The sequence below is a fragment of the Desulfitobacterium sp. PCE1 genome, assembly GCF_000384015.1.
Taxonomy (GTDB): domain Bacteria; phylum Bacillota; class Desulfitobacteriia; order Desulfitobacteriales; family Desulfitobacteriaceae; genus Desulfitobacterium; species Desulfitobacterium dehalogenans.
The window spans coordinates 37,077-59,590 of sequence record NZ_KB913023.1 but is presented as its reverse complement, the minus strand read 5'-3'; the positions used below and the strand labels follow the sequence as shown (position 1 = coordinate 59,590).

The following is a 22,514-nucleotide window of genomic DNA, read 5'->3' as shown; positions in this document are numbered from 1 at the left end:
GCGAAAGCAGTGCTTTCGAGGAGCGATTTGGCCACGAAACCCGGGCGAGGGTTTCGCCCAAGCCGCCACTCCACAGAGACTACTTAGCGGCGCAGGTGCACCCGACGGAGCGGAGGTCTTGAGCGATTAGATTGCTCCGCATAGCTTATGGAGTGAACGCCGAAAGCAAAATCCTGAAGAATTAGCTTTCCGATCTTTTTCAAAGCAGGATAGGGTAGCCTTAAGGCAAGCCGAAATAATTAGCCACGCCTTTAGCCACAGCCTGGGCCAACTGATCCTGATACCAGGGCTGCCGTAGTCTGGCAAATTCTTTAGGATTGCTGATATATCCTAATTCTACAATTACAGCGGGCATGGGAGCGTTTTTAATAAGATAAAAATCCCCCGGCTTGGCAATCCTGCGATTCATTCCCGGAACCTTAATAAGCTCTTGCTGAATCGTTTCCGCTAAGCGTTTACCCTCTTCAGAGTTAAAATAATAAAAGGTTTCGGCACCGGTATTTCGCCCTGAGGGTGTGGCATTCAGATGTAAGCTGATCAGAGCATTGGCCTCTGCTTGTGAGGCCAGGGCGATACGATAGTTAAGATCGGCCTGTTTCTTGGGCTGCCTGCCCCGGACCCCTTCTGGTACATAATCAATATCCTCTTCCCTGGTCAGAATAACCTCGATACCGGCAGGCCCCAGCAGCTCCTTGACACGCTTGGCCATTTCCAGATTTATTTCCTTTTCATAGATTCCTTGCTTTGTGATCGCTCCCGGATCATATCCACCATGGCCTGCATCAATCACAACCTTAGCCTTTGTTTCAAGAGGTCCCAGAACTGCTGCAGAACCTTGATAAAATACAGAAAGGACTAATCCAAGCATCACGGTCAAGACGATAATTACCGCCATGCCCTGAGTCTGCTTGCCAGGAATCACTACGGGTCTTCGCAATCCGCTCCCCCCTTGATTTTTTTGCAACTGCAAGCCGGTTTCCTATAGATAATATGATGCAGGAGATAAAAAAATGAGGCCCTTCGCTTTTATTTCGAAGAACCTCATGGTTTGATAACTCTATATGTTAATCTCGAAAGTTGTGTAGGTCACTTTCATTTTTTCTTTTCCTTGTTATGGAATGGTTTATGTATTGCCTCTTAATCTTGTCTTATCTTACATAAACCACTACGGAGCGAACGCCCCAAGACCAGCAGGCATCCTCCGTATTCATATATAAATCAACCCGGTTTCCTTTGATCGCACCCCCGGTGTCCAGTGCGACTGCCTCACCATATCCATCCACATAAACTTCTGTTCCTAAAGGAATAACGCGCGGATCTACGGCAATAACCCCGTAGCGAGTTTCATGTCCTGTTGCTGTCCTTCCGCCGCCGGAATAGGCGGAAGCTCTCATCACATAAGCGCGCTTAAATTCAATGGTTTTGCCACCACGGGAAATGGTGGTCTGTGATCCTCTCGAAACTACTTGATTCACAGGAGCTCGTAAAACCTCCTGCTTCAAGACCTCTCGTGCAACCTCTACCCCATCTTCCAAAGTAATCTTCATAGTTTGCTCATGCTGGCCGTTTATTCCTTTTGTCACGACCTTATCCGGCAATCCCACTGGAAAATCCGCCGGCTGAGCAACCGTCTGATAGGGAATGTCATTGGTCATTGTCTCAATCTTTTCCTCTACCCGAACCACTTGAATCTCGTCCTCGGCCTCTATCATTTGATTCATTGGTAGAGATACCTTATCCTTTTCGTTTAAAACAATATCAAGCTTCTCTAAAGTTTCTTCTACTGTGCTCGGGGCCAAATATGTATCGATTTCCTTACCATCTACTTTGACCTTAATGGGAACTGCCCGCCGGACTTCAAGTTTAGCATCGGCTACTAGCATAGCCTCCCGCTGGAGATTAACCTCATCCGTTACCTTGAGATCCAATCCCAAACGATTTGATAAATCGACCAGGGCCTCACCCACTGTAGATGCGGGAGTCCGAGCCGGATACACTTGTCCATCCACAGTCAACTCCACAGGGAGGCTTCGCGTAATCTTAACTTCTAATCCTTTCGTGATTCCCGTCTCGCGATTCGGCTTCACGATATCCTCAGGGTAAATACCAAGCTTTGAATGCTCAAGGGCTGCACCGACAGTTGAGTAGAGGGTTGTGAGGCTCTGTGTTCCTCCATCAATCACAACGGTGATGGTCTTGGCTTTCAACAAAAATACTGATGCTACGATGAATACTACAGTCAGTAACGTAACGGAGATTTGGGCTTTACGGGAGCTACGAACTAAGGAAAAAACCGAAGTTCGTGTCTTCTCTGACATCTCATCCCTCCATAATTTAACTCTGACCTACCCCATCATTTTAACCAAATCTCCCTCATCTGTCAAAGCTTTTTGGTTATATTTCCCATTTTCTTATGCATTTCCCAGTATATGGATAACTACCGGCCTTCTTCCCCATTGAATACATCGCTGTAAACTTGGAAAAAAGACATCAATAATATTGCCTTTAATCGCCCCTCCCGTATCAGCAGCTATGGCATAGCCATACCCTTCCACATAAACTTCAGTCCCTAAAGGAATCACGCGCGGGTCCACCGCAATCAACCCTTCTCGCGGCCAAACTCCCGTCGCCGTCGCGTTGCCTGTATAGGTATAGGCCGTAGCTTCCACCTCAAAGGTCTTGACGATACTGTACTGGCTGAGATCCACATCCTCCCGTTCTACAGGCTTTGTATTCTGGATTACCACCCTTTTCTTCGGGGCATTGAGCTCAAATCGATGAATGATGAGCTCATCGTTAATCTCCCCCCCTACGGTGGTGGTACGGATAACATGGCGCTCCATACCTACCTGGCCCTCTTCCTGAACCTGACTCGTACCAGGAAGCATATTATTCGACTCAATATACTCTGTACTGATGGGGATTTCCACATCTTCGATACGATAGGTCATGGCCACTTGACCACCGATAGTGGGAATGAGCGGTTCCCCATCCCCATGGACACTCTCCGTCACAGATCCCTCGGCAGCCCCTATCTCCCCTTCCGAAGAAAGAACCGTCCCCTCCGGATTCAGGAGGGTTCCCTCCCTTCCCAAAGCTGGGGCGTCGGGTATAGGAGATAGGGCTGGATTGTTTCTTTCGAACACAGGAAGTGTCAATTCGATTCTTTTGGGAAAGGCATCCGCTGGAGCATAGAGCAACGTACTTCCTGCCAGCACCAACGTCCCCCCCATGGTCAGACTACGATTTTTCGCTGAACGCCAATAATCCGTATAGGTAGCTATAGGTAATGAATACATACTATTCCCCCCTGCTAAAAAGGTATGTTAACCAAAGAAAAAAAAGAACATTGTAGCATAGAAAGCAAAAATCCCGGAGACATCCTCCAGGACTCTTGCTATTATATCCAGCTCATGCTGTGCTTTTAATCTTACAGCCCAAACAGCCTATTCCCATTCTCAAATGCCAGTCTTGCGACCTCCTCGGCCTCCAGACCCCGAATATCCCCAAACTTCTCCACCACCTGCCGCACATAAGCCGGCTCATTCCGCTTTCCGCGGTAAGGCTCCGGTGTAAGATAGGGAGAATCCGTCTCGACCAGGAAACGGTCCAGGGGGACCTTCTCAGCCACTTCCACCGTATGACGTGCATTTTTAAAGGTAAGGGGGCCCGCAAAAGACAGATAAAATCCTAAGTTAAGGATAATTTTGGCCATTTCCCAGGATCCCGAATAGCAATGGAACACTCCACCCTTTTTCGGGGTATGGGCCTTCACGATGTCTAAAAGATCCTGATGAGCATCCCGATTGTGGATAATGATGGGAAGCCCTGCTTGATCTGCCAATTCAATCTGGTGGATAAACACCTCCTGCTGAACTTTGCGCGGAGAGAGATCACGATAATAATCCAGCCCGATTTCACCCCAGGCGATGACCTTATCTTCCTGAGCCAGCTGAGTCAAACGTTTCCAGGTTTCTGACCTTGCCCCTTGAGCATCATGGGGATGAACCCCTATGGCGGCATAAATGGCATCATAGTGATGGGCTAAGCGAACGGAGCGCTCCGAAGAAGGCAAGTCATACCCTACATTGGTGACCCTGGTAATTTGGGCCTGGGCCATATTGTCCAGAACCCCCTGGAAATCCCCTTCATAGCGGGGATCATCCAGATGGGCGTGTGTATCCCAAATCATTTAACCCGTGCACCTGCAGGAAGTTCCTTATCCAAGGTCAGGACTTCCAGAACTCCTTCATGGGAAGCTGCCAGAATCATCCCTTCCGAAGTGATTCCCCGTAATTTCGCCGGCTTTAAGTTGGCTACGATGACCACATGCTTGCCCACTAAATCTTCCGGTGCATAATGCTGAGCAATTCCCGAGACGATGGTGCGGGGTTTGCCTGCTACCTCGATTTCCAATTTTAAAAGCTTATCGGTTTTTTCTACTTTTTCAGCGTGGAGAACCTTAGCCACCCGAAGGTCAATTTTGGCAAAATCATCGATGGAGATTTCTTCTTTTATCGGTTCAAATTCCACTTTATTTTCTTCGATTTTTTGAGTTTCGACTTCGCTCACAGGTGCTTTCTCCTCTTCAACACTAAATTGTGCCATATCAATACGGGGGAACAAAGCCTCTCCCCGTTTCACTTGAATCCCTTCTCCTAAAACATCCCACCGTTTGGCATCTTCCCAAGCGAGCATTTCCTCACCGACTCCACATTGCTGGAACATCTTCGCCGTAAGCTTGGGCATAAAGGGTGCACAAAGAATACCCAGGATCCGAATCGCCTCAGCAAAGGTATGGAGTACTGTGTCCAGACGGGCCTTCTGATCCTCCTGCTTGGCCAGAGTCCAGGGAGCGGTCTCATCCACATATTTATTCATGCGGGAGACCAGGCGCCAAAGGTTTTCCAGAGCCCCTGCCGGATCATGAGCCTCCAGTCGCTCTTCCACTTTAGCAATGACCTCATTCCCCAAAGCCCTAAGCTCTGCTTCAAGCTCCGTGGGTTCGCCGGCCTTAGGTATCACACCGCCCCGGTATTTTACGATCATCGCCAGACTGCGGGAAACGAAATTTCCCAAATCATTGGCTAAATCACTGTTTAACCGTTCCACCAAAGCATCTTCCGAGTATGCGCCATCGGTCCCTACCTGCATTTCCCTCAGTAAGAAATAACGAATGGCATCGGAGCCATAACGCCGGATCAACTCGAAAGAATCTTGAACATTCCCCCGGGACTTAGAGATTTTACCCCCTTCTTTACTGAGGTACCAACCATGGCCATAGACCACTTTAGGCAGGGGGACTCCTAAAGCCATTAAAATAATCGGCCAAATCACAGCATGGAAGCGGACAATATCCTTGCCCATCAGATGAACTTCCGCCGGCCAATAACGCTGATACAACTCCCCGTCGGGATACCCCAAAGCGGAAATATAGTTGATGAGGGCATCCAGCCAGACATAGACCACATGCTTGGGATCAAAAGGAACCTGAATTCCCCATTGGAAGGTAGTACGGGAAACGCACAGATCCTCCAATCCTCCCTCGATAAACTTAACCATCTCATTGCGTCGGGAAGCAGGCTGAATAAAATCCGGATGATCCTTGATATAGCCTAAAAGAGCATCCTGATATTTAGAAAGCTTGAAAAAATAGCTTTCCTCCTTAAGCAATTCCACATCCCGTCCACAGTCAGGATTCGGGCATTTTCCGTCGATGAGCTTATTTTCCGTCCAGAAAGTTTCACAGGGTGTGCAATACCAGCCTTCGTACTCTGATTTATAAATATCCCCTTGCTCATAAAGCTTGGTAAAAATCTTTTTAACCACCTTATGGTGACGATCTTCGGTCGTCCGGATAAAGTCATCATAGGTGATATCCAGCTCTACCCATAAGGCTTTAAACCGGTCCACCACCCCATCCACATAAGCCAAGGGATCCATTCCCTGGCTTTCAGCCGTACGAACAATCTTCTGGGCGTTCTCATCGGTACCGGTCAGAAAGTACACATCATGTCCTTTAAGCCGATGATAGCGGGCAAGGGTGTCAGCGGCTACGGTAGTATAAGCCGTCCCAATGTGGGGGCTGGAATTGGGGTAAAAAATCGGTGTTGTAATGTAATATTTCAATTTTAACCTTCCTCTCTTTCAGGACAGGCCACCGCAGTTTGTTCTGTTTACAGCTGTCCTGCTTATTAATATTATCATCCAGAAGGAACCCCTGCAAACCTCTCTGCAGAAAGTTTCTGTGCAGAGTCAGAGCCGAAAAAACTGAAAGCTGATTCTCCATGATTTTGCTTTTGGCGTTCACTCCATAAGCTGCGCGGAGCAATCTAATCGCTCAAGACCTCCGCTGCGTCGGGTGCCCGCCCAAATCGCTCCTGCTCAATGGGCGGTTGGAAACGTCCTGTTTCCAACCCGACTCCGCTGCGGTCTTTTCGCGAAGATTGCTTACCTGCTCGCTTAGAATCCGTTCTCTGCCTTAAAGCAAAATCCTTGGGTGGTTTTTCAAATATCTTTTCAGGATATTTCTTACCCGGACAAAGACTCGCAAGAGGCTCATAAAACGCCTCAAAAGAAAAGCTGAAAAAGACCCGCAAGCGTAGCTTTGCGCACAAAAGCGAAGGATTTTAGCGGAGGGGCGGTCGGGTCAAGGTCGCTTTCTTAACATAGCGGAGCCACCGGTTCACCTCAGGTATTACCCGGAGGTTTGGCGCCGAAAGTGTCCGGTGGACAGTTTCGCTCAAGGCGGCATTCCCCAAAGCATGCTTATCCGCCGCAGATGCAGTTAAGAAAGGGGGTTGACCAGCCCTGGAGCTATTAACTGAGCGTTGTGCGTAAAGCTACACGCCCCAGCAACTTTTTCGTCCTCCGCCGTCTACAGATACTAATCCATAGGATAAGAAATATTCTGAAAAAAATTCCATTTTTATTACAAAAAATCATTGACTTTAAATGGTACCATTGGTATCATAAGGGTGTTACATTGTGTCGAAAGATGTAGTTTAGAGGAGGACTAGTCATGAAATCAACCGGTATCGTAAGAAAAGTAGACGAACTAGGTCGGGTGGTATTACCTATCGAATTACGCAGAACCCTGGGAATCGATGAAAAGGATGCTCTGGAAATCTATGTAGACCAAGAAAAGATCATTCTCAAAAAATACGAACCTGCTTGTGTATTTTGTAATAATGCCACAGATGTTCAGATTTTCCGTGGGAAAAATGTCTGCCGTGAATGCGCCACTGCCATGGGCGAAGCTGCATCCGGCAACCAACCCGAAGCCGTTTAATTTCACCTAAGACAGATAGAAGCTACCTCATTGGAAATTATAATTCTACATAATAGAAGGCGTAAAGCCTTCTTTTCCTTTTTATGCGCTTTTTCTACATTTTCTTAAAGTTCTTTTACCTAATGCCGGTCTCTCAATCCTTATTTGAGAGAACTGCTTGGTAAACCTCCCTCTTGCTCACTCCATACTTTTGGGCAACCATTTTCATGGCATCATTGGGCTTCATCCCCTGTTCAGTGAGCGCCCCCACTTCCTCACGCCATTCCTGTTCCCCTCCCACAGGCGGGGCAGGAACATAGGGTGAAGTCAACACACAAATTTCCCCTCGGGGGGAAGTGACCTTAAATTCATGGATAAGGGTACTCAAAGCACCCTTATGGACACTTTGATGGAGTTTCGTAATCTCCCGGACCACAGCCGTCTCCCGGTCTCCGAAAATCTCCAATAAGTCTCCTAAGGTTGCTACTAAGCGATGGGGTGCTTCATAGAAAATTTGAGTAAAAGGCAATTGGGCATAACTCTGTAATTCTTTCTTGCGCGCACCGGATTGGGAGGGCAAGAAACCATGAAATAAGAAATGATCATTAGGCATACCTGAAAGGAGCAAGGCCGTCAGTCCGGCATTGGCTCCTGGTAAAACATCCAAGGGTATTCCTTTCTCCAAACAAAGCTGAATAACTTCTTGACCCGGATCCGATATACCCGGCATTCCCGCATCCGAAATCAAAGCGATGGCTTCCCCTTGCTCTAATCTCTTGACCAGTTCCAGAGCTTTTCCTTTTTCATTATGTTCGTGATAACTGGTCAGGGGCGTGGTGATTCCAAAGTGATCCAACAGCTTTCGTGAATGACGGGTATCCTCCGCCGCAATGAGATCCACATCTTTAAGCACTTCTAAGGCTCGCAAAGTGATATCCCCCAGATTCCCGATCGGTGTCCCGCAGATATAAAGGGTGCCTCTCTGAACCGTAGCCAAAAGAACCGCTCCCATCTTACTCAATCTTTGCGTAAAAAGCCCATACAGAAGAGACAATCACCCTCCTCTAAAGGCTGTCCAAAATGAAGATGACAGACATGAAACCCTTCTTGATAGAGGCGTTCCAGGTTATCATGGGCAACGCCCTGAATATGTTCAGCATTAGCAATGACCCGTGACCTTTCCTTCTCCGGCAGGGCACATAGCTCACGCTTCAGCCTGGCATTCTCTTCTTCCAGGCTTTTAACATAGGGCAGCAAACTCTGCACTTCTTCAATCAAGGAGTTAAGCTTCTCCTCCACTTCCGTTAAGGCCTGGGTTAATTGACTCATACCTTCTCACTCTTTCCTCTGTTCTTTTCTCCTTTCTTATGGCGTCCTTCTTGACGCCCTTTGCCGGCGGCCGCTACGGCAGGACCACGTTCTTCCTTAAGCTCTTGATCCTCCAAAGCTTTGAGCACCGAATCCTCGCTGAGAACCAGGATGTCTTCTTCCCTTTGATGGCATTGTTTTCCGCACTGATCTTTGCAGTGAGACTCTTCATAAGCCCCATTCTCATATTTCAGACAGCACATAAGGCGTCCACAAATCCCTGATATTTTCGTCGGGTTAAGAGAGAGCTTCTGATCCTTGGCCATGCGAATGGATACAGGCTCGAAATCCCCTAAAAAGCTGGAGCAGCACAGCACTCTGCCACAGGAGCCGATACCTCCCAGCATTTTGGCTTCATCCCGAACACCAATCTGGCGAAGTTCGATGCGGGTCCGAAAAATCGATGCCAGGTCTTTAACCAACTCCCGGAAATCCACCCGACCTTCTGCAGTAAAGGAAAAGATAATTTTGTTCCCGTCAAAAGTATATTCCACATCCACCAACTTCATGGGCAGCTGATGATCTCCTATTTTTCTCAGGCATATGTCAAAGGCTTCCTTCTCCTTGTTTTGATTGGCCTGAACGATCAGTTCATCCTCAGTAGTAGCCTTGCGGATAACCGGTTTTAAAGGCATGACCACGTCTTCCTCTGATACCTGACGGGGTGCCAGGACGCATTCTCCATACTCGACTCCCCGCGCGGTTTCCACGATCACCTTATCATTGGCATTCAGGGCAAGATCCCCTGTAGAAAAATAATATATTTTACCTGCTCGCTTAAAGCGAACCCCCACGACCTCAACCATTCTGATTCCCTCCTTACCGGAATAATTTTAAGGCTAATCCTTCTATGACTAATCTGGGGTTAGCCTGCATTTGAATTTGATCTATAGCTTGACCGATCGCCAACATAGCCTGTGGATTGACTTTATGTTTTCGAGCTACCCCTAAAGCCAAGATATGTAAATAGATCTCAGCTTCTTTTTTCTCCAGAGGGAAAAGAGGGAAAAGCTTGAGAAAATCCCCGTCCTCTACAGCCTGTTCGAATCCCTGAGTCCACTCCTTAACCTTTTCTACTCCCAGCGTCAAAATCTCGTAAGCCAATTCAGGATTATGGCTGCTCAAGCGAAAAGCCTCTTGGGCTTCCCAGGAATCTATGGATTCATCAAGGGATTCCAGCCATTCCTTCTCCCCTCGGAAGGGAAAATAAACTGCCTGGGCCCTGCTTTGAATAGTAGGTAAGAGAACTTCGGCATTCTGAGCGCTTAGAATGATAATGGTCCTTTCCGGTGGCTCTTCAATGACCTTGAGCAAAGCATTAGCTGCGGGAATGGTTAATTTATCAGCCTCTTCAAGGATAAAGACTTTATATTTTCCCTCATAATGCTTGCGGTATACCCGCTCCTGCCAGTCCAGAACCTGTTCGATCCCCATGGACATCTTGGCAGGCTTGACCACCTCCACATCCGGATGGTTCCCGGAAAGAATCTTTTTGCAGGAAGGACAGTGTCCGCAGGGCACCTCCTGATCCGAAGTGCAATTCATCCTCTGGGCAATCTCTAGACCAGCCTTACGTCTCTCCGGACTACTCCCTCCATGAAAGAGAAGCAAGTGAGCAAGCCGCCCATCCCGAGCAGCTTTTTCGATAAGATGAAGTGCAACGTTCACATTAAACCTCCTCAACAATCCAGACTTCTCGGCCAATATCCTCCCAGCCTTGCCAGCGTCCCCTATGCCGGGTCAGAAGCTCTAGGATCTCAGGAGTCATCTCCTCTCCCATAACGATCAATGGGATACCTGGAGGGTAAGGGGAAATGCTCTCACCCAATATTTTACCCACACTCTCCTCAAGGGGGATCTTGCGCTTCCGGGCGAAATAGGCCTGGCGGGGAGTAAGTCTTCCGGGGGGTAAAGGCATTTCGAAAGCTATCTCCTCAGCAGATGTCGTAATGCCCTTTCTTAAGCCCTCTAAGCTTAATAAACCCTTGGTCAGGATCTCCACCTCTTCGGGAGTATTGCCAATCCCTAACAGAAATAAAATATTCTCGTCATCCCATAATTCAGGGTCAATTCCATAATTCCTGCGTAAATGCTTTACACAAAAGGGGGCCGAAACTCCCAGTCTTTTGGTATTGATGAGGATCTTCGTCCAATCCAGTTTGGCAATCCCGTAAGTCCCCACATCCTGAGGGTTTAATATCCGTAAAGATCCACCTGCACGGCGATGGAGTTCCTGTACCGCTTCATAAAGCAGCTCCCAGCGTCTGCCTTCTAAAGCATGCTCGACAGCCCTTTCCAGGGAGGCCATCAATAGATAGCTAGGGCTGGAAGATTGCAGAAGTTCAAGAGCCTTCTTAATAGCGGACAGGGGAACCCGCGATCCCTTTACATGAAGCATAGCCGCTTGAGTCAAGGCGCTTAAGGTTTTATGAGTGCTGCACAGCACCAGATCCGCCCCATATTCCAGGGCCCCCTTGGGGAAGAGTTCATGTAAATAATGGGAACCATGAGCCTGGTCCACCAAAATACTCACTTGAGGAGCCTGGCCATCTCTCTGGGTTGCTATCTTTTCTAAATCCGGCAATGTTCCATAATAACTGGGATAAGTCAGATGAACCCCGAGAAATTCACCCAAATCCACTTCATCTATGGATTTTAATCCCAAGGGCAGTCTGAATTCCGGATGAATCACACTGGGAATATATTCCGGTTCACATCCTGATAACACCAAGGCCGACAACACGGAGCGGTGGGATTGCCTCTCCACCAAAACCCTGGATCCCTGAAGGCTCTCCCCTCGCTTCCCGGTACCGGCCAAAGCCATGAACATCCCTTGGTTGCCCACTGTTGCCCCATTGATTAAGTAAAAACTGGCATCACTTTGATACACAGCGGCAGCCCGGGCTTGAGCCTGAGCAATCACTCCTTCGGGGGAGTGCAGCATATCCAAGCCCGGCAGTTCTGTAAGATCCTGACCGGGAAAATGCAAATCCGTAAAAAATTCCGATTTCCCTTTATGTCCTGGAGTATGAAAGGAAATCAGCCTTTGAGCCTCATACTGCAACAATTTATGGCCTAAATACAACACATTCTCTCCTCCAGGGTTGACAAAGGTAATACACATCATTATATCATAATATTTCCATTGAAGCACCTATTGAAGAGTATGGGAGCCTCCACTCGCTCCATTTTCTTGAGGGCTTACCGGTGAATTGCGAGCCAGCCCCGCATGCTTAATACAAACCTCGATATCATAAGCTACCGGAATATCTGCAATCCCTTGGGGCCAACTCCCCTTGATTTCTTTCCAGTACTTTGGTTTTTTAATTTCTATCTTTCGTCCAATCCCGATAAAATCCAGCTTAAGCTTTTCGCTTTTCGCCACAGCCGCTTCGCATTCTTCCTGAATTGCCTGAACCAATAGGGGTTTTAATTCTTCAGCAAATTGCTGCCAACGTTTGGTATTCATTTGTTCATGCGTCCCCATGATTTCATTGATTGCAACCTCGGCCTTAATTATGAATCGAATCCCCATTTTACCCTCGATGTTTTCGACCTTATACTTTGTTTTAGAGCTCAAGACCCAGGCCGTCACTTTGAGACCCTTTCCATCTCCCTTCTCAAGAATCCGGCTTTGAATCTCGTCATCCAGCCAGAGATAGCCCTTTGTTTCTTGGTCGTTAAGAGTCGCCAGTAATTTTCCGCCATCAAATACTGCCGATTCATGAATGAGGATTTCTTGCGCTCCTTCATCAGGATAGAATAATCCATGCTCCCCCGATTTGATACTCTCAACCAGAGGAATAAGAGGATTCTGGCTTTCCCGCCCTAAAACCGTCAGATAATGCCCTAAACGAGTTATAGGGAAAACCGACTGCCTTTTTTGCCCCTCGATGGTATCGAATAAACTTAAGCTGGGAATCTGTCTTGTGCGGAGCTCTGTCTCCATGATGTCTTTAGCTTTTCCTTTGGCGACGACAAGATAGACCGTCCTCCGAAACTCATAAAAGCGTTGGAAATAATCTAAAGCCTCATTGATCCCTGATTCAGCAAGATCTTCGCCAATGACAATGACCCGCACTGTTCCTGCAAAAGGCTGTTTGTCAAAAGCTTCAGCCACCCGTTCTGTCGTTGTGGCCAGACTCGGAGTTTCCACACTGATTGTCCAATTGTCAAGCTCTGCGGCCCCACCTCCGCTCGCTTTAGGTTGAGCGGTCTGCATGGTAACGAGATAGGTCCCCTCTTCCTTTCCTTTATCAATACCTATACCCAGCACATAGGCCAGTTCATCGGCTTCACGCTTCCCACCGCATCCTCCGAGGAACAGAATACTGATAATAAGGAGCAGTACGACGGAAAGCTTTAAATTGAGAGACTTTTCTTGCGACGCTTCCATCGATCCACCCCCCATACTAATGCTACCCATATAACTGTAAAGGGAAGAATTAAATAGTCATCTACTAACTGTATTTCCACTACTACATTGATACCGGTAAAAGCATATAAAGGGACCAGCACATAAATAATTCCTAAAATAACACCCACTTTACGGCTTTTTATGCCAAAAACACTTCGTATACCCCATACTCCTGCAAAAAACAAAGCTGTAACTTTTAAAGTTAAGGCGCCCGTCCAGATTAGAGTAAAAATCACCTCAACTCCGGTTATGGTCCGGGAGATCTCGATCATGTTCCCAAGAACCAAAAGGCCATAGGTAAGGCGGGCCGTTTCAAAAGGACCAAAGGTCATGATTTGAACCATAACCATCAATGTGTTTAACAAAATAACCATTAAAAAGGCTTTGAGGACACCCTTTTTTAATACTTTTAAATCTTTTGCCTTACGCGGCAAAAAGGGTAACAGCCCTGCTAAAAAAAGAATATATTCCATAGGCCAAGGCGCGACTCTCAGCGTGGCCTCAATCAAGGGCGTGACTCCATTGTCTAGAATGGGAAAAAGCTCCCCTCTCTCAAAGCGAGGGATGCTGGATAATGCTATAAAAACTAAGGATAAACAAACAAAAGGAAATACAACTTCTGAAAAGCGGCTTAAGACCTCTATTCCACTAAAATAGAGGTAGGCAACAAGAAGGAAGGTTCCTAAAATCACTACATATTGAGGCATCAGGGGAAGAACACTGCGGTTATACATATCCACTCCCTGACCTAATAGGATTGCGCCAAAGTAGATCATAACAGCGCTGTAGAGAAGCCCCAACCCCTTACCGAGCCATTTCCCCAGAACCTTCTCTGATATCTCTATTAAATTCATATTAGGGTATTTGGGCATCAAGGAAAAAACCATGAAGGCCAGGGGGATCCCCAGCGCAAACCCGAACAGGATAGCCATCCAGCCATCCCTTCCTGCTGCTCCCGCCGTCATTGACCCAGCAACCATATAAGTTGTCCCCAGTATGACTGCAGCACTTAATATAGTAAATTGATGGGTGGATATGCGTTCCACTTATTTTTTCCTCCCTGACTTAGTATCGTGAACATCTACTAAATCCGGTACATCACCGGAAGCCCACCAGGGTGCCCTGACGAAAGTATCTTGAAGAAAGGCACGGAGTTTAAACGGGGCAATAGGACTAAGGTAAGGAGTACCAAAGGACCGCAACCCAAGCAAATGGATTATAGTAAGGTAGAGCCCGATTCCTAGGCCGAAAAAGCCCATCGTTCCCGACAAAATCATCAGGGGAACCCGAATCAGACGGATGGCAATCGCCAGGTCGTAGTAGGGAATAGTATAGCTGGAAACTGCTGTAAGACCGATAACAATAACCATGATAGGGCTGATCAGACCAGCCTTAACAGCTGCGTCTCCTATGATCAAAGCCCCGACGATCCCAATCGTCTGTCCGATGGGCTTCGGGAGCCGCAGTCCCCCCTCTTGAAGGATCTCCAGGGCAAGGAGCATGAGCAATGCCTCCCCAAGAGCAGAAAAAGGAACCGCTTCACGATTGGCTGCAATACTCAAGACCAAGGTCGTGGGCAGCACTTCCTGATGAAAGGTGGTTACGGCAATATAAAGGCTAGGAGCCAAAAGCGCTATAAATGCCCCCCAATATCTTATCGTACGTACAATAATAACAATCATCGCTCTTTGATAATAGTCATCATTGACTTGCATAAAGATGGGTAAGGTAACCGGAACGATCAGAGCGGAAGGAGTGCCGTCCACCATAATGGCAACTCGCCCCTCCAAAAGGTCGGAAGCCACGATGTCAGGACGCTCCGTATTAGAGACCTGAGGGAAGGGAGAATAAGGATGATCCTCAATCAATTCCTCCAGCATGTCTCCCGAAACTATACCGTCGATTTGGATACGACTCAGTCGTCTAAGAACCTCCGAAACCACGTCCATATTGGCCATATTCTCGATATAGGCAATCACCACGTCCGTTTTCGAAAGATCCCCAATTTTCATGGAGACCAGCCGCAGTGACGGATGTTTAATTCGCCTTCTTAGCAAGGAGGTGTTGGTTCGTAGTGTTTCATTGAACCCTTCCTTAGGTCCACGGATGGAGGATTCATTCAGAGGAACATTTACTCCTCGATTTGCCCAGCCACGGGCACTAATCACAAGAGCCTCTTGGCCTTCCTCAAGGAAAAGAACTGCATCCCCGGATAACATAGCATCAATGGCTTCCCCCAAGTGGCTTATCTTCTTCACTTCATTCGTCGGGGTAAAAAGATCCAGCAATCCATCAAGGACATGTTCAAAAGTCATTGCTTGAAAGAGAGGATCATCGACGGCCTCGACCATGAGCGCCCGCAGTACATAAGCATCCAATATATTTTTATCAACTAAGCCATCGACTACCCCAAGCACACAGGGTATTTCCTCTTTAACCCGCAAAATGAACTTCCGAAAAATTATATCACTGCTTTTGGCTAATTCTTCTTCAATCCGTGCAAAAGAAATGGGCTTATCCCATTCTTGATCTATGGGAGTCCTCTGGACAGGTCGTATTTTTTTCTTATAAGGACGCTGAGTTAGCTCCTTTATTACGGTAAAAAAACTTTTTGACAATAATACCACCCCCTCCTCATGTCCTTATTGTCCTCGAAAAGCTTTTCCCTTATACACGAATGCAGCATTTGAAAAAGGAGATAGAACCCCTTCTCAACAAACAGGTTCTATCTCCCCTAGTTTAAATTCAATAATTTTCATGCAAGAGTCTTATATTCCTCCAATCTTGTCCTCCATTAAGTTTTCCCTTAGGGTATCGAATAGCGCCGCATGCAGATGTTCATCAATGAAATTATGCTTCAGCTGAGTACAGAATTCCCCGCCTGGGTCTTCTCCCCCTGCGACTAAATCTTTAATCAATTTCTTATAATCACTCATGGCCTTTCTTTCCAGCTCAATATTCAGCTGAAGAGCCCTCTCCAGACCGGTTAAAGACATTAAATTACCTAAGGACATGCCGATGATGGGAGAAGCCACTTCTCCTAATAGTGTAGGGTTGCCCCCTAAACTCATAATGCGGCCGGCCACATTATCTACATGGGATTGTTCTATCGAGACCACTCTCTCAAAGACTTGCCCCGCATAGTGATCTTTAAACTGCTTGCTTTGCGCCTTATACACTTCCACTTGGTTCACCTCTAAGCTGTAGAACCAATTCAGCCTTCGTATCAGATCCTCCCGCTCCATGCCCATCTTCCTTCCTTATAGAAGCCTTTTTCATATACAATTTCTGATAGTTTAACTCCGCTTAGAAAGAATTATTCTTCTGAAAAGAGCTCCGGTCCAGACTCCCTGGGACATTTTGTCTTCGAATAAATTCCATACCTGAAGTTAATGAGCGGTGTAGGATAAGTTATAATCGGTTAATGTCTACAAAAGCTCCGCATTCTGGAGTAGAGCTATAAGAATGAGTATGGTACAGAACATGACAAATCCATCAAAGATTAAGCTTTTTCCTGATGGCCGGGTTCCAACTGAATTTGTCTCAATTGTTTTTGACTCAACTTGTTTTTCATTACCTTGCTGTCTATCCATTGAACACAACTCCTTCTACAAGTTACTAAAAAGTCCAAAATTCCTCCTACTGGGCAAAAGAACCGGCACCAGATCCGCAAGATGAATACTCCGGCAAACAGCATAACCGGCAGCATTAACCACTGGACTGCAGTTCCCTCCCAAGCAAAAAGCGGAGCAAAGATCTCGTAGCTGCTGATACTCGGGTTCATCATCAAAAAAGCAAATACTAAAGCAATCCAGGCTAAGAATAAACGTAGATGTTTAAATCTTTTTATACTTCTTTCACAGGGCTTGTAACTCGTTCGGCTAAACCTCCCGAACGCCCCCAACAATTCAGACAGAGCTCCATAGGGACATATCCAATAACAATAAAGATTGCGTCCAGTAATGAGGATCAGAGCGAACACTCCAATAAGCAAGATTAACCAGAAAGGCATATTCTGCCAAGATATATTCCCGGAGATTACTGAGGCAATATTACCTAACGTAAGAAGTGCCTTCTGCCAATAACCTATTAAGAGGAAACCAGCGATAAGAGTTACATTCCTTAATTTATTCAGTTTGAATTTTTGAAACAAAAACACTGCAAAAAGGAGTCCCAAAAGCAAATAATGCTCTAAGGATAGTTTCAAACTAGTTGTCTGCGGTACCTCCATATTTAATTGAGTCATTGCTATCGTATGAGAAGCCTTGCGTACCGCTTCGGCTATTGCCCTGGAAGTAAACGTGGCATTGGTTACGCCATCTAAATCCTGACCAAGTTCAAATTGGCTATTTGCTTTTTTACCAAGGATATTATCCACGAATCCTACAGACATAACTTTATTAAAAAATGAAGGAGTCTCAGTTTGCTGAACAATCTCCAGCTTTTTAAGCTGACCCTCTTTGTCGATGAAAACCAAAACATCCACAGGACCGGCATAGCCAATTGCACTTTGCAAATTGAAGTAACCAGTAATCTCTCCCTGTTGTGAAGCTTCATAGATCTCTCCTGCGAGTTGCTTTACTTCACTTCCCTGTCCAGCCATTTCTCTCATCTTGGGCAGGTAATCTCCACCTGCCTGTACTTTATAAACTATTACACTGGCAGCAAGAATTAACAACGACATAAATAGCAAATACTTTTTTTTCATTCTAAACTTTTTCTCCTTAGCGAATATTAAAACTTATTCCTTCTTCCACCAAGTTTTTAAAATATTTTCATTAATAATATATTTTTTGAAACCAAGTGCTGGCTCCGGCTTATTTTTTGAGGAAACCATAGACAGATTTGCCATAGATTCAGTTAGCTCATCAGCCCAACTTGTGTACTTATTGTAGGGACAAGAAATAATACACTTATAACATTTTGTATTATTCTCAACACAGTATCGATAGCATTTTTCGGTATCGACGCTCTTATCAAATTCAGAACCATTCGAAGAACTAGAAATAGCATGAGCCGGACATACCTCGGAGCAGATGGCACAGGAAACACAAAAATCTTTCAATCCAAAAGCTATTGGTATGTCGGGTTCTAAATCCAGATCCGTAAATATCTTACACAACTGAACTCTTGGCCCATACTCCTTGGTAACCAGTAGTCCATTTCTACCGCATTCACCTAATCCAGCCATTATTGCTAAAGGGATACTGGGTGCAGTTTCATCGCCGCAGGGTTTAGCCTTGAAGCCTAATTCCCTAATAAATGTTGCGACTTTTTTTTCAGTTCCTGCCATTTGAGAATGGCCAAGGCCCGTTGAAGCGGTAGCTATTATCGAAGAGTTTATATAGCGGGTTTCATCTTTCATGACGAAGCCCATTACAATCACACTTTTAGGCTCGAAGGATAAGCCACTATGCATGTATCGCTTGTCATAATCGGCTATGCCGACTAGGTTAGCACCTAAAAACATGGCGGCTCTTTTTACTATATAGGAAGCTTGTGTAGCGTCTTGAAATTTCATCTTACTCTGATTGTGTTTGCTACTCCATTCACATAAATCTTGTTCATGAATTACGAAGCAGTTATCTTTTGCTGTATAATCACTAATTGCCGCTGCTGCTTTACAGATGGCATAATCAACTATGTTGTATTCTCGTTTTTTTGAAGATTGGTCCGCCATTGAAGTTCCTGGCTCTGATGGAACAGTGTTCTTCTCTATGCCACTATCGTTCTTCTCAGCCTTCTTCACGGAGGGCTTGTCCCTTATGGATTCTTTCAATCTCTGGGTTAAACCATGATGCCAGCTGGACCACTTATTATATGGGCAACAAGCTATACAATTACTGCACTCTGCTCCGTTTAGTGCCCAAAATTTATAGCATCTTTCAGGATCGGTATACCACTTTAATACCCCATCGCAATTAGACATAGAGTCCCCGTACATTGTAGGCTTGGAATCTAAGGGAATAGCACCCGTTGGACAAGAATAAGCACACTTTTTGCACTTCATGCAGAACTGACTCACTCCAAAAGTGATGGGTTTATCTGGTTGCAAGGGCATATCTGTCAATACTTTTAGAAGTCTTACTCTCGGGCCATATTCTGGGGTAATGAGCATTCCATTTCGGCCCAATTCACCGAGTCCTGCCTGTATTGCAAGAGGAATGCTTATGGCGGTATCATTCCCACTGGGAATAGCATTATAGCCAAGCATACGAATGAATGTTGCCATTTTTCTAGCTGTTTCTGCCATTTTAGAATAGCCAAGTCCTGTGGCAGCACTGGAAATTAAGGAGGGTGACGTAAGGCATCCCCTATAATCAGTGTCTACCGCTATGACGATAACACTCTTAACTGGAAACGGAAACTCGGCAGGAATACTTTCTTTTGTAGAAAAATCGTACCAAGTGGAATATACCCATTTTTGATCGTATTCAGCTATACCCACCAAACTCGCACCCAGGAACCTAGCAGCATCCTTGACGATCAGGGAAGCCTCCTTTAAATCAGTAAAGGTTGCCTTCTGACGACTCTTTTCTTCATCCCAGGCATACAAACCGGAATTCGCGCAGCCGTATTCATTTTTCGGAGCATATTCATAACAGGTTGACCAGGCAGCGATATTCAGTGCTCTATCAATCACTGTAAATCCTTCTGAACCGTCACCTTGTTTGTATTTATTTTCCCTTATTCGCTGCCGAATTGGAATGACTTGCGAATCCCAAAATCCACGAATGGTGACTATCTCCTTTTGCTGCATTCGCTTAAAATCTTTTGCCAATACTATGGGCGCCTTACTATGCTCTATGATCATCAGAAATCCCTCCCATCTCCAAAGGAAATAACCAACTTAGGGTTCACCTGAAATTTTGGTGAGAATATGGTAAAATTATAATGAAGATTTTTTTTGGAAAGCGAGGTGTTGACCAATATGGAAGCTAAGCCTAATCACTTTCCTTATATAGATTCCAATAGGGTGCCAGCCTTTTTCCAACATGTGGGTAAGAAAATAAGATATAACCAAGGGGAAATTCTAATTTATGCTGATGATCAGGTTGAAGATGTTTACTTCTTATTAAGCGGTAAAGCCAAGCAATACGTCATGTCTGAGGAAGGACGCGAAAAAATCCTGTTTATCCTTCAATCTGGTGATATTGTAGGAGATATCTCTATCTTTGAAAAAGGGGAGACTGGATTTTACGTAGAAGCCATCGAAGATTTAGAGCTACTACATCTTACCTTATCGGATCTCCAGGAGGCCTTGCGTAAATATCCGGAATTTAATTTATATATCCTTTCTTCATTAAGTAAAAAAGCGAGAAACTTAGTGGCTCAACTTGAAGATACTTGTTTTAAAGATGCTGAGACACGGGTATGTGATCTCCTTATAGAGTTGGCTTTTTATGAAGGCAAAATGGACAAGGATAATCCTAAAATCACGTTCCGAACCAGTCAGCAATTTATCAGCGATATGCTGGGGATCAATAGGATTACAACCGTTAAGATAATTAAAAACTTAAAGCTAATGGGATTGCTTGATGTAAGAGGCAATCAGTACACCATCAATGACCTTTCATTACTGCAAATGTACTCTCTAAAGGATTGTTAATATCTATTTTAGCACCAAAAAGCACATATTATATGTTTCAAGATTCGAACTTGCAAGCTGTAAAACGATACAGGGGAAGACCAACGATTGGTCCTCCCTTATTTTTTTAAACTGCCTCTTTTGGCGTATTCTTACTTGTACCGGGAACCGGCTTGTAAAAGACAAATCTGTAGACCAAAATGGAGAAAATCAGGAACAATCCCCCGAAAATCAGTGTTGCCATTCCGGCAGCTTGAGGTTCTCCTTCAGCAAGACTGGTTCCGATAAATCCCAGAACAAAAAGGCCTGACAAATACCATATTGCTATGATAACCCATTGATATGCTTTCACACTTAATTTTCCAGCTTTAATGTTTTGGTAAAGTGCCAAAGAACCAATCCCTGTTAAAATACCTATTAACCATGTTAACACTATCATTATAGTACCCTCCTTACCACCATTTAGGGACATTTTTATCGGAATCCCAAAATTCCTTTGGATTCTTATCATGAGTACCATATCCTAGTGCATCATCTAGCGTAGCAAAAGTACTATTAAATACAGTTGTCTTAGCTGAAACTCCTTTTACTACATCATGAATCCAGGTTTTTGGTTTATTGTAAGGACAAGCAGATAGACAGATATTACATCCCCCTCCATTTTCCACCCATTGATTCAGGCATGTCCATGTATTAACATACCATTTTTTCATACCTGGGTTGTTAGAGGCGCAAGCGACTTTATCTGAGGGATCTTTGTCTTTGGATATAGACTCAGAAGGGCAGGCCTCAGCGCATTTCATACATGTGCGGCAAAACTCTGCGGCTCCAAAACTGATCGGTTTATCAGGTGCAATAGGAAGATCCGTCAATACTTTAGATATCCGAACTGAACTACCATATTCCGGATGTACCAGAAGTCCATGACGGCCCAACTCTCCAAGACCAGCATCAATAGCTATAGGTACACTTAAGGAAGCGTCATTCCCCATAGGGATTGCATTATAACCTAGGCCCCTAATAAATTCGGCCATCTTACCTGCGCTTTCAGCCATCTGAGAGTACCCGGTTCCTACGGTAGCCTCTGATAAAGTCGTCGGTGCATACTTTAACATGTTTGGATTCATAGGCGCCAACATAACAATGACTCTATTCATGGTTTTGGGGATATAGTAGGCTTCTTCAGTAATCGTAGGCTTGCTATGCTCTGTAGAGAAAACGTATGGTTTTCCTTTTTCATCTTGGCTTAAGAACCATTGCTCATTTAAAACAGCGACTCCCGTGTCTCCAGACCCATATTCGTTAGCAACCTTTTTTATATATCGATTGTTTTGCTCCGGGGTAGCTTCCCATTTACCTACCGTTTCAGCTCTTTTTATATTGCTAACTCCCAGAGGCTCCCAAGAAAAGAGCGGTGTTCCTTTGTAACTAGCCCAAGCAGCATCATAAAAGGCATTGTCCATAAGTGAATAACCAGGAACGCCTTCTTTAATAAACTTCACGATATATTTTTCTGCCTCAATATGCCAAGGGTTGCCTCCAAACTTGTCCATTGATAATTCCTTACTGTAGAAGGCATTTTTGCCCAGTTCATAACGCTTTAAATTTTCTGCGTTGGCAAACGGGGGCAAATTATAAGGTGACTGATCGACTTCTTGGACTGCAAAATTGACTATTGCAGATTCTGACTCCTGTCCAGCATAAACCGGCTGACTCTTAGTGACCAACCCCAGAGCAGCTACTCCAGCCGCAATTCCTGATGCCTTAAAGAAGTTCCTACGACTTATTCCAACGCTTCGCTTCTCCTCCTTTTGATCTAGAGTATTTTCCTTTTCGCTATCCATTATAAAAACCTCCTTATACGTGAAAAA

General features: G+C 45.4%; 20 protein-coding genes. 2 read left to right on the top strand and 18 right to left on the bottom strand.

Annotated elements, in window-relative coordinates; all coding sequences use genetic code 11:
- Positions 1-220 precede the first annotated feature (220 nt).
- From DESPCE1_RS0100280 to metG, 5 genes are all read right to left on the bottom strand, one after another.
- A complete protein-coding gene (locus tag DESPCE1_RS0100280; protein ID WP_014792055.1) occupies positions 221-937 on the bottom strand; it encodes an N-acetylmuramoyl-L-alanine amidase in 717 nt (238 codons plus the stop codon).
- A 211-nt stretch (positions 938-1,148) separates the two neighbouring features.
- Positions 1,149-2,318, bottom strand: a complete 1,170-nt coding sequence (locus DESPCE1_RS0100275) for a 3D domain-containing protein (RefSeq protein ID WP_019849113.1) — start codon at positions 2,316-2,318, stop codon at positions 1,149-1,151.
- A gap of 93 nt (positions 2,319-2,411) precedes the next feature.
- Complete coding sequence (locus DESPCE1_RS0100270) at positions 2,412-3,299, bottom strand: G5 and 3D domain-containing protein (protein WP_019849112.1); 888 nt, start codon at positions 3,297-3,299, stop codon at positions 2,412-2,414.
- A 131-nt stretch (positions 3,300-3,430) separates the two neighbouring features.
- Positions 3,431-4,192 carry a TatD family hydrolase gene (locus tag DESPCE1_RS0100265; RefSeq protein ID WP_014792052.1) on the bottom strand — a complete coding sequence of 254 codons (762 nt, stop codon included), beginning with the start codon at positions 4,190-4,192 and terminating at the stop codon, positions 3,431-3,433.
- A complete protein-coding gene (metG, locus tag DESPCE1_RS0100260; RefSeq protein WP_019849111.1) occupies positions 4,189-6,129 on the bottom strand; it encodes a methionine--tRNA ligase in 1,941 nt (646 codons plus the stop codon). Before metG ends, DESPCE1_RS0100265 begins: the two co-directional genes overlap by 4 nt.
- Before the next feature lie 892 nt (positions 6,130-7,021).
- On the opposite strand from metG, the gene DESPCE1_RS0100255 reads away from it, so the two are divergent.
- The gene (locus DESPCE1_RS0100255) at positions 7,022-7,291 is read left to right on the top strand and encodes an AbrB/MazE/SpoVT family DNA-binding domain-containing protein (protein ID WP_005815009.1); all 270 of its coding nucleotides are present in this window, start codon (positions 7,022-7,024) and stop codon (positions 7,289-7,291) included.
- Between the two features lie 133 nt (positions 7,292-7,424).
- On the opposite strand, the gene rsmI is transcribed toward DESPCE1_RS0100255, so the two are convergent.
- The 11 genes from rsmI to DESPCE1_RS0100200 all read right to left on the bottom strand — a co-directional run bounded on the left by rsmI (position 7,425) and on the right by DESPCE1_RS0100200 (position 19,869).
- Positions 7,425-8,282, bottom strand: coding sequence for a 16S rRNA (cytidine(1402)-2'-O)-methyltransferase (gene rsmI / locus DESPCE1_RS0100250; RefSeq protein WP_169314442.1), 858 nt, complete (start codon positions 8,280-8,282; stop codon positions 7,425-7,427).
- A gap of 5 nt (positions 8,283-8,287) precedes the next feature.
- Complete coding sequence (locus DESPCE1_RS0100245; protein ID WP_014792049.1) at positions 8,288-8,599, bottom strand: initiation control protein YabA; 312 nt, start codon at positions 8,597-8,599, stop codon at positions 8,288-8,290.
- On the bottom strand, positions 8,596-9,444 hold the full coding sequence (locus DESPCE1_RS0100240; protein ID WP_014792048.1) for a stage 0 sporulation family protein: 849 nt from the start codon (positions 9,442-9,444) through the stop codon (positions 8,596-8,598). The genes DESPCE1_RS0100245 and DESPCE1_RS0100240 overlap by 4 nt, the downstream gene beginning before the upstream one ends.
- A gap of 13 nt (positions 9,445-9,457) precedes the next feature.
- On the bottom strand, positions 9,458-10,306 hold the full coding sequence (locus DESPCE1_RS0100235; protein WP_014792047.1) for a DNA polymerase III subunit delta': 849 nt from the start codon (positions 10,304-10,306) through the stop codon (positions 9,458-9,460).
- A gap of 1 nt (position 10,307) precedes the next feature.
- Positions 10,308-11,726, bottom strand: coding sequence for an aminotransferase class I/II-fold pyridoxal phosphate-dependent enzyme (locus DESPCE1_RS0100230; RefSeq protein ID WP_028305408.1), 1,419 nt, complete (start codon positions 11,724-11,726; stop codon positions 10,308-10,310).
- Between the two features lie 66 nt (positions 11,727-11,792).
- Complete coding sequence (locus DESPCE1_RS0100225; protein WP_019849109.1) at positions 11,793-13,034, bottom strand: Ger(x)C family spore germination protein; 1,242 nt, start codon at positions 13,032-13,034, stop codon at positions 11,793-11,795.
- Positions 13,001-14,101: an endospore germination permease gene (locus DESPCE1_RS0100220; protein ID WP_019849108.1), complete on the bottom strand. Its 1,101-nt coding sequence runs from the start codon at positions 14,099-14,101 to the stop codon at positions 13,001-13,003. The genes DESPCE1_RS0100225 and DESPCE1_RS0100220 overlap by 34 nt, the downstream gene beginning before the upstream one ends.
- The gene (locus DESPCE1_RS0100215; protein ID WP_242835347.1) at positions 14,102-15,682 is read right to left on the bottom strand and encodes a spore germination protein; all 1,581 of its coding nucleotides are present in this window, start codon (positions 15,680-15,682) and stop codon (positions 14,102-14,104) included.
- A 141-nt stretch (positions 15,683-15,823) separates the two neighbouring features.
- The gene (locus DESPCE1_RS0100210) at positions 15,824-16,306 is read right to left on the bottom strand and encodes a demethoxyubiquinone hydroxylase family protein (protein WP_019849106.1); all 483 of its coding nucleotides are present in this window, start codon (positions 16,304-16,306) and stop codon (positions 15,824-15,826) included.
- A 251-nt stretch (positions 16,307-16,557) separates the two neighbouring features.
- Positions 16,558-17,763 (bottom strand): FMN-binding protein, encoded by a 1,206-nt coding sequence (locus DESPCE1_RS0100205; protein WP_019849105.1) that lies wholly within the window; start codon positions 17,761-17,763, stop codon positions 16,558-16,560.
- A gap of 33 nt (positions 17,764-17,796) precedes the next feature.
- Positions 17,797-19,869 carry a reductive dehalogenase gene (locus DESPCE1_RS0100200; protein WP_019849104.1) on the bottom strand — a complete coding sequence of 691 codons (2,073 nt, stop codon included), beginning with the start codon at positions 19,867-19,869 and terminating at the stop codon, positions 17,797-17,799.
- A gap of 117 nt (positions 19,870-19,986) precedes the next feature.
- On the opposite strand from DESPCE1_RS0100200, the gene DESPCE1_RS0100195 reads away from it, so the two are divergent.
- The gene (locus tag DESPCE1_RS0100195; RefSeq protein ID WP_019849103.1) at positions 19,987-20,664 is read left to right on the top strand and encodes a Crp/Fnr family transcriptional regulator; all 678 of its coding nucleotides are present in this window, start codon (positions 19,987-19,989) and stop codon (positions 20,662-20,664) included.
- 106 nt (positions 20,665-20,770) lie between these two features.
- Here the strand turns inward: DESPCE1_RS0100195 and DESPCE1_RS0100190 are convergent, their stop codons facing one another.
- Together DESPCE1_RS0100190 and DESPCE1_RS0100185 are read right to left on the bottom strand one after the other, a co-directional pair.
- Entirely contained in the window at positions 20,771-21,082 is a 312-nt protein-coding gene (locus DESPCE1_RS0100190) for a hypothetical protein (RefSeq protein WP_014792038.1), read from the bottom strand.
- Positions 21,083-21,095: 13 nt separating this feature from the next.
- The gene (locus tag DESPCE1_RS0100185) at positions 21,096-22,487 is read right to left on the bottom strand and encodes a reductive dehalogenase (protein ID WP_019849102.1); all 1,392 of its coding nucleotides are present in this window, start codon (positions 22,485-22,487) and stop codon (positions 21,096-21,098) included.
- Positions 22,488-22,514: the final 27 nt, after the last annotated feature.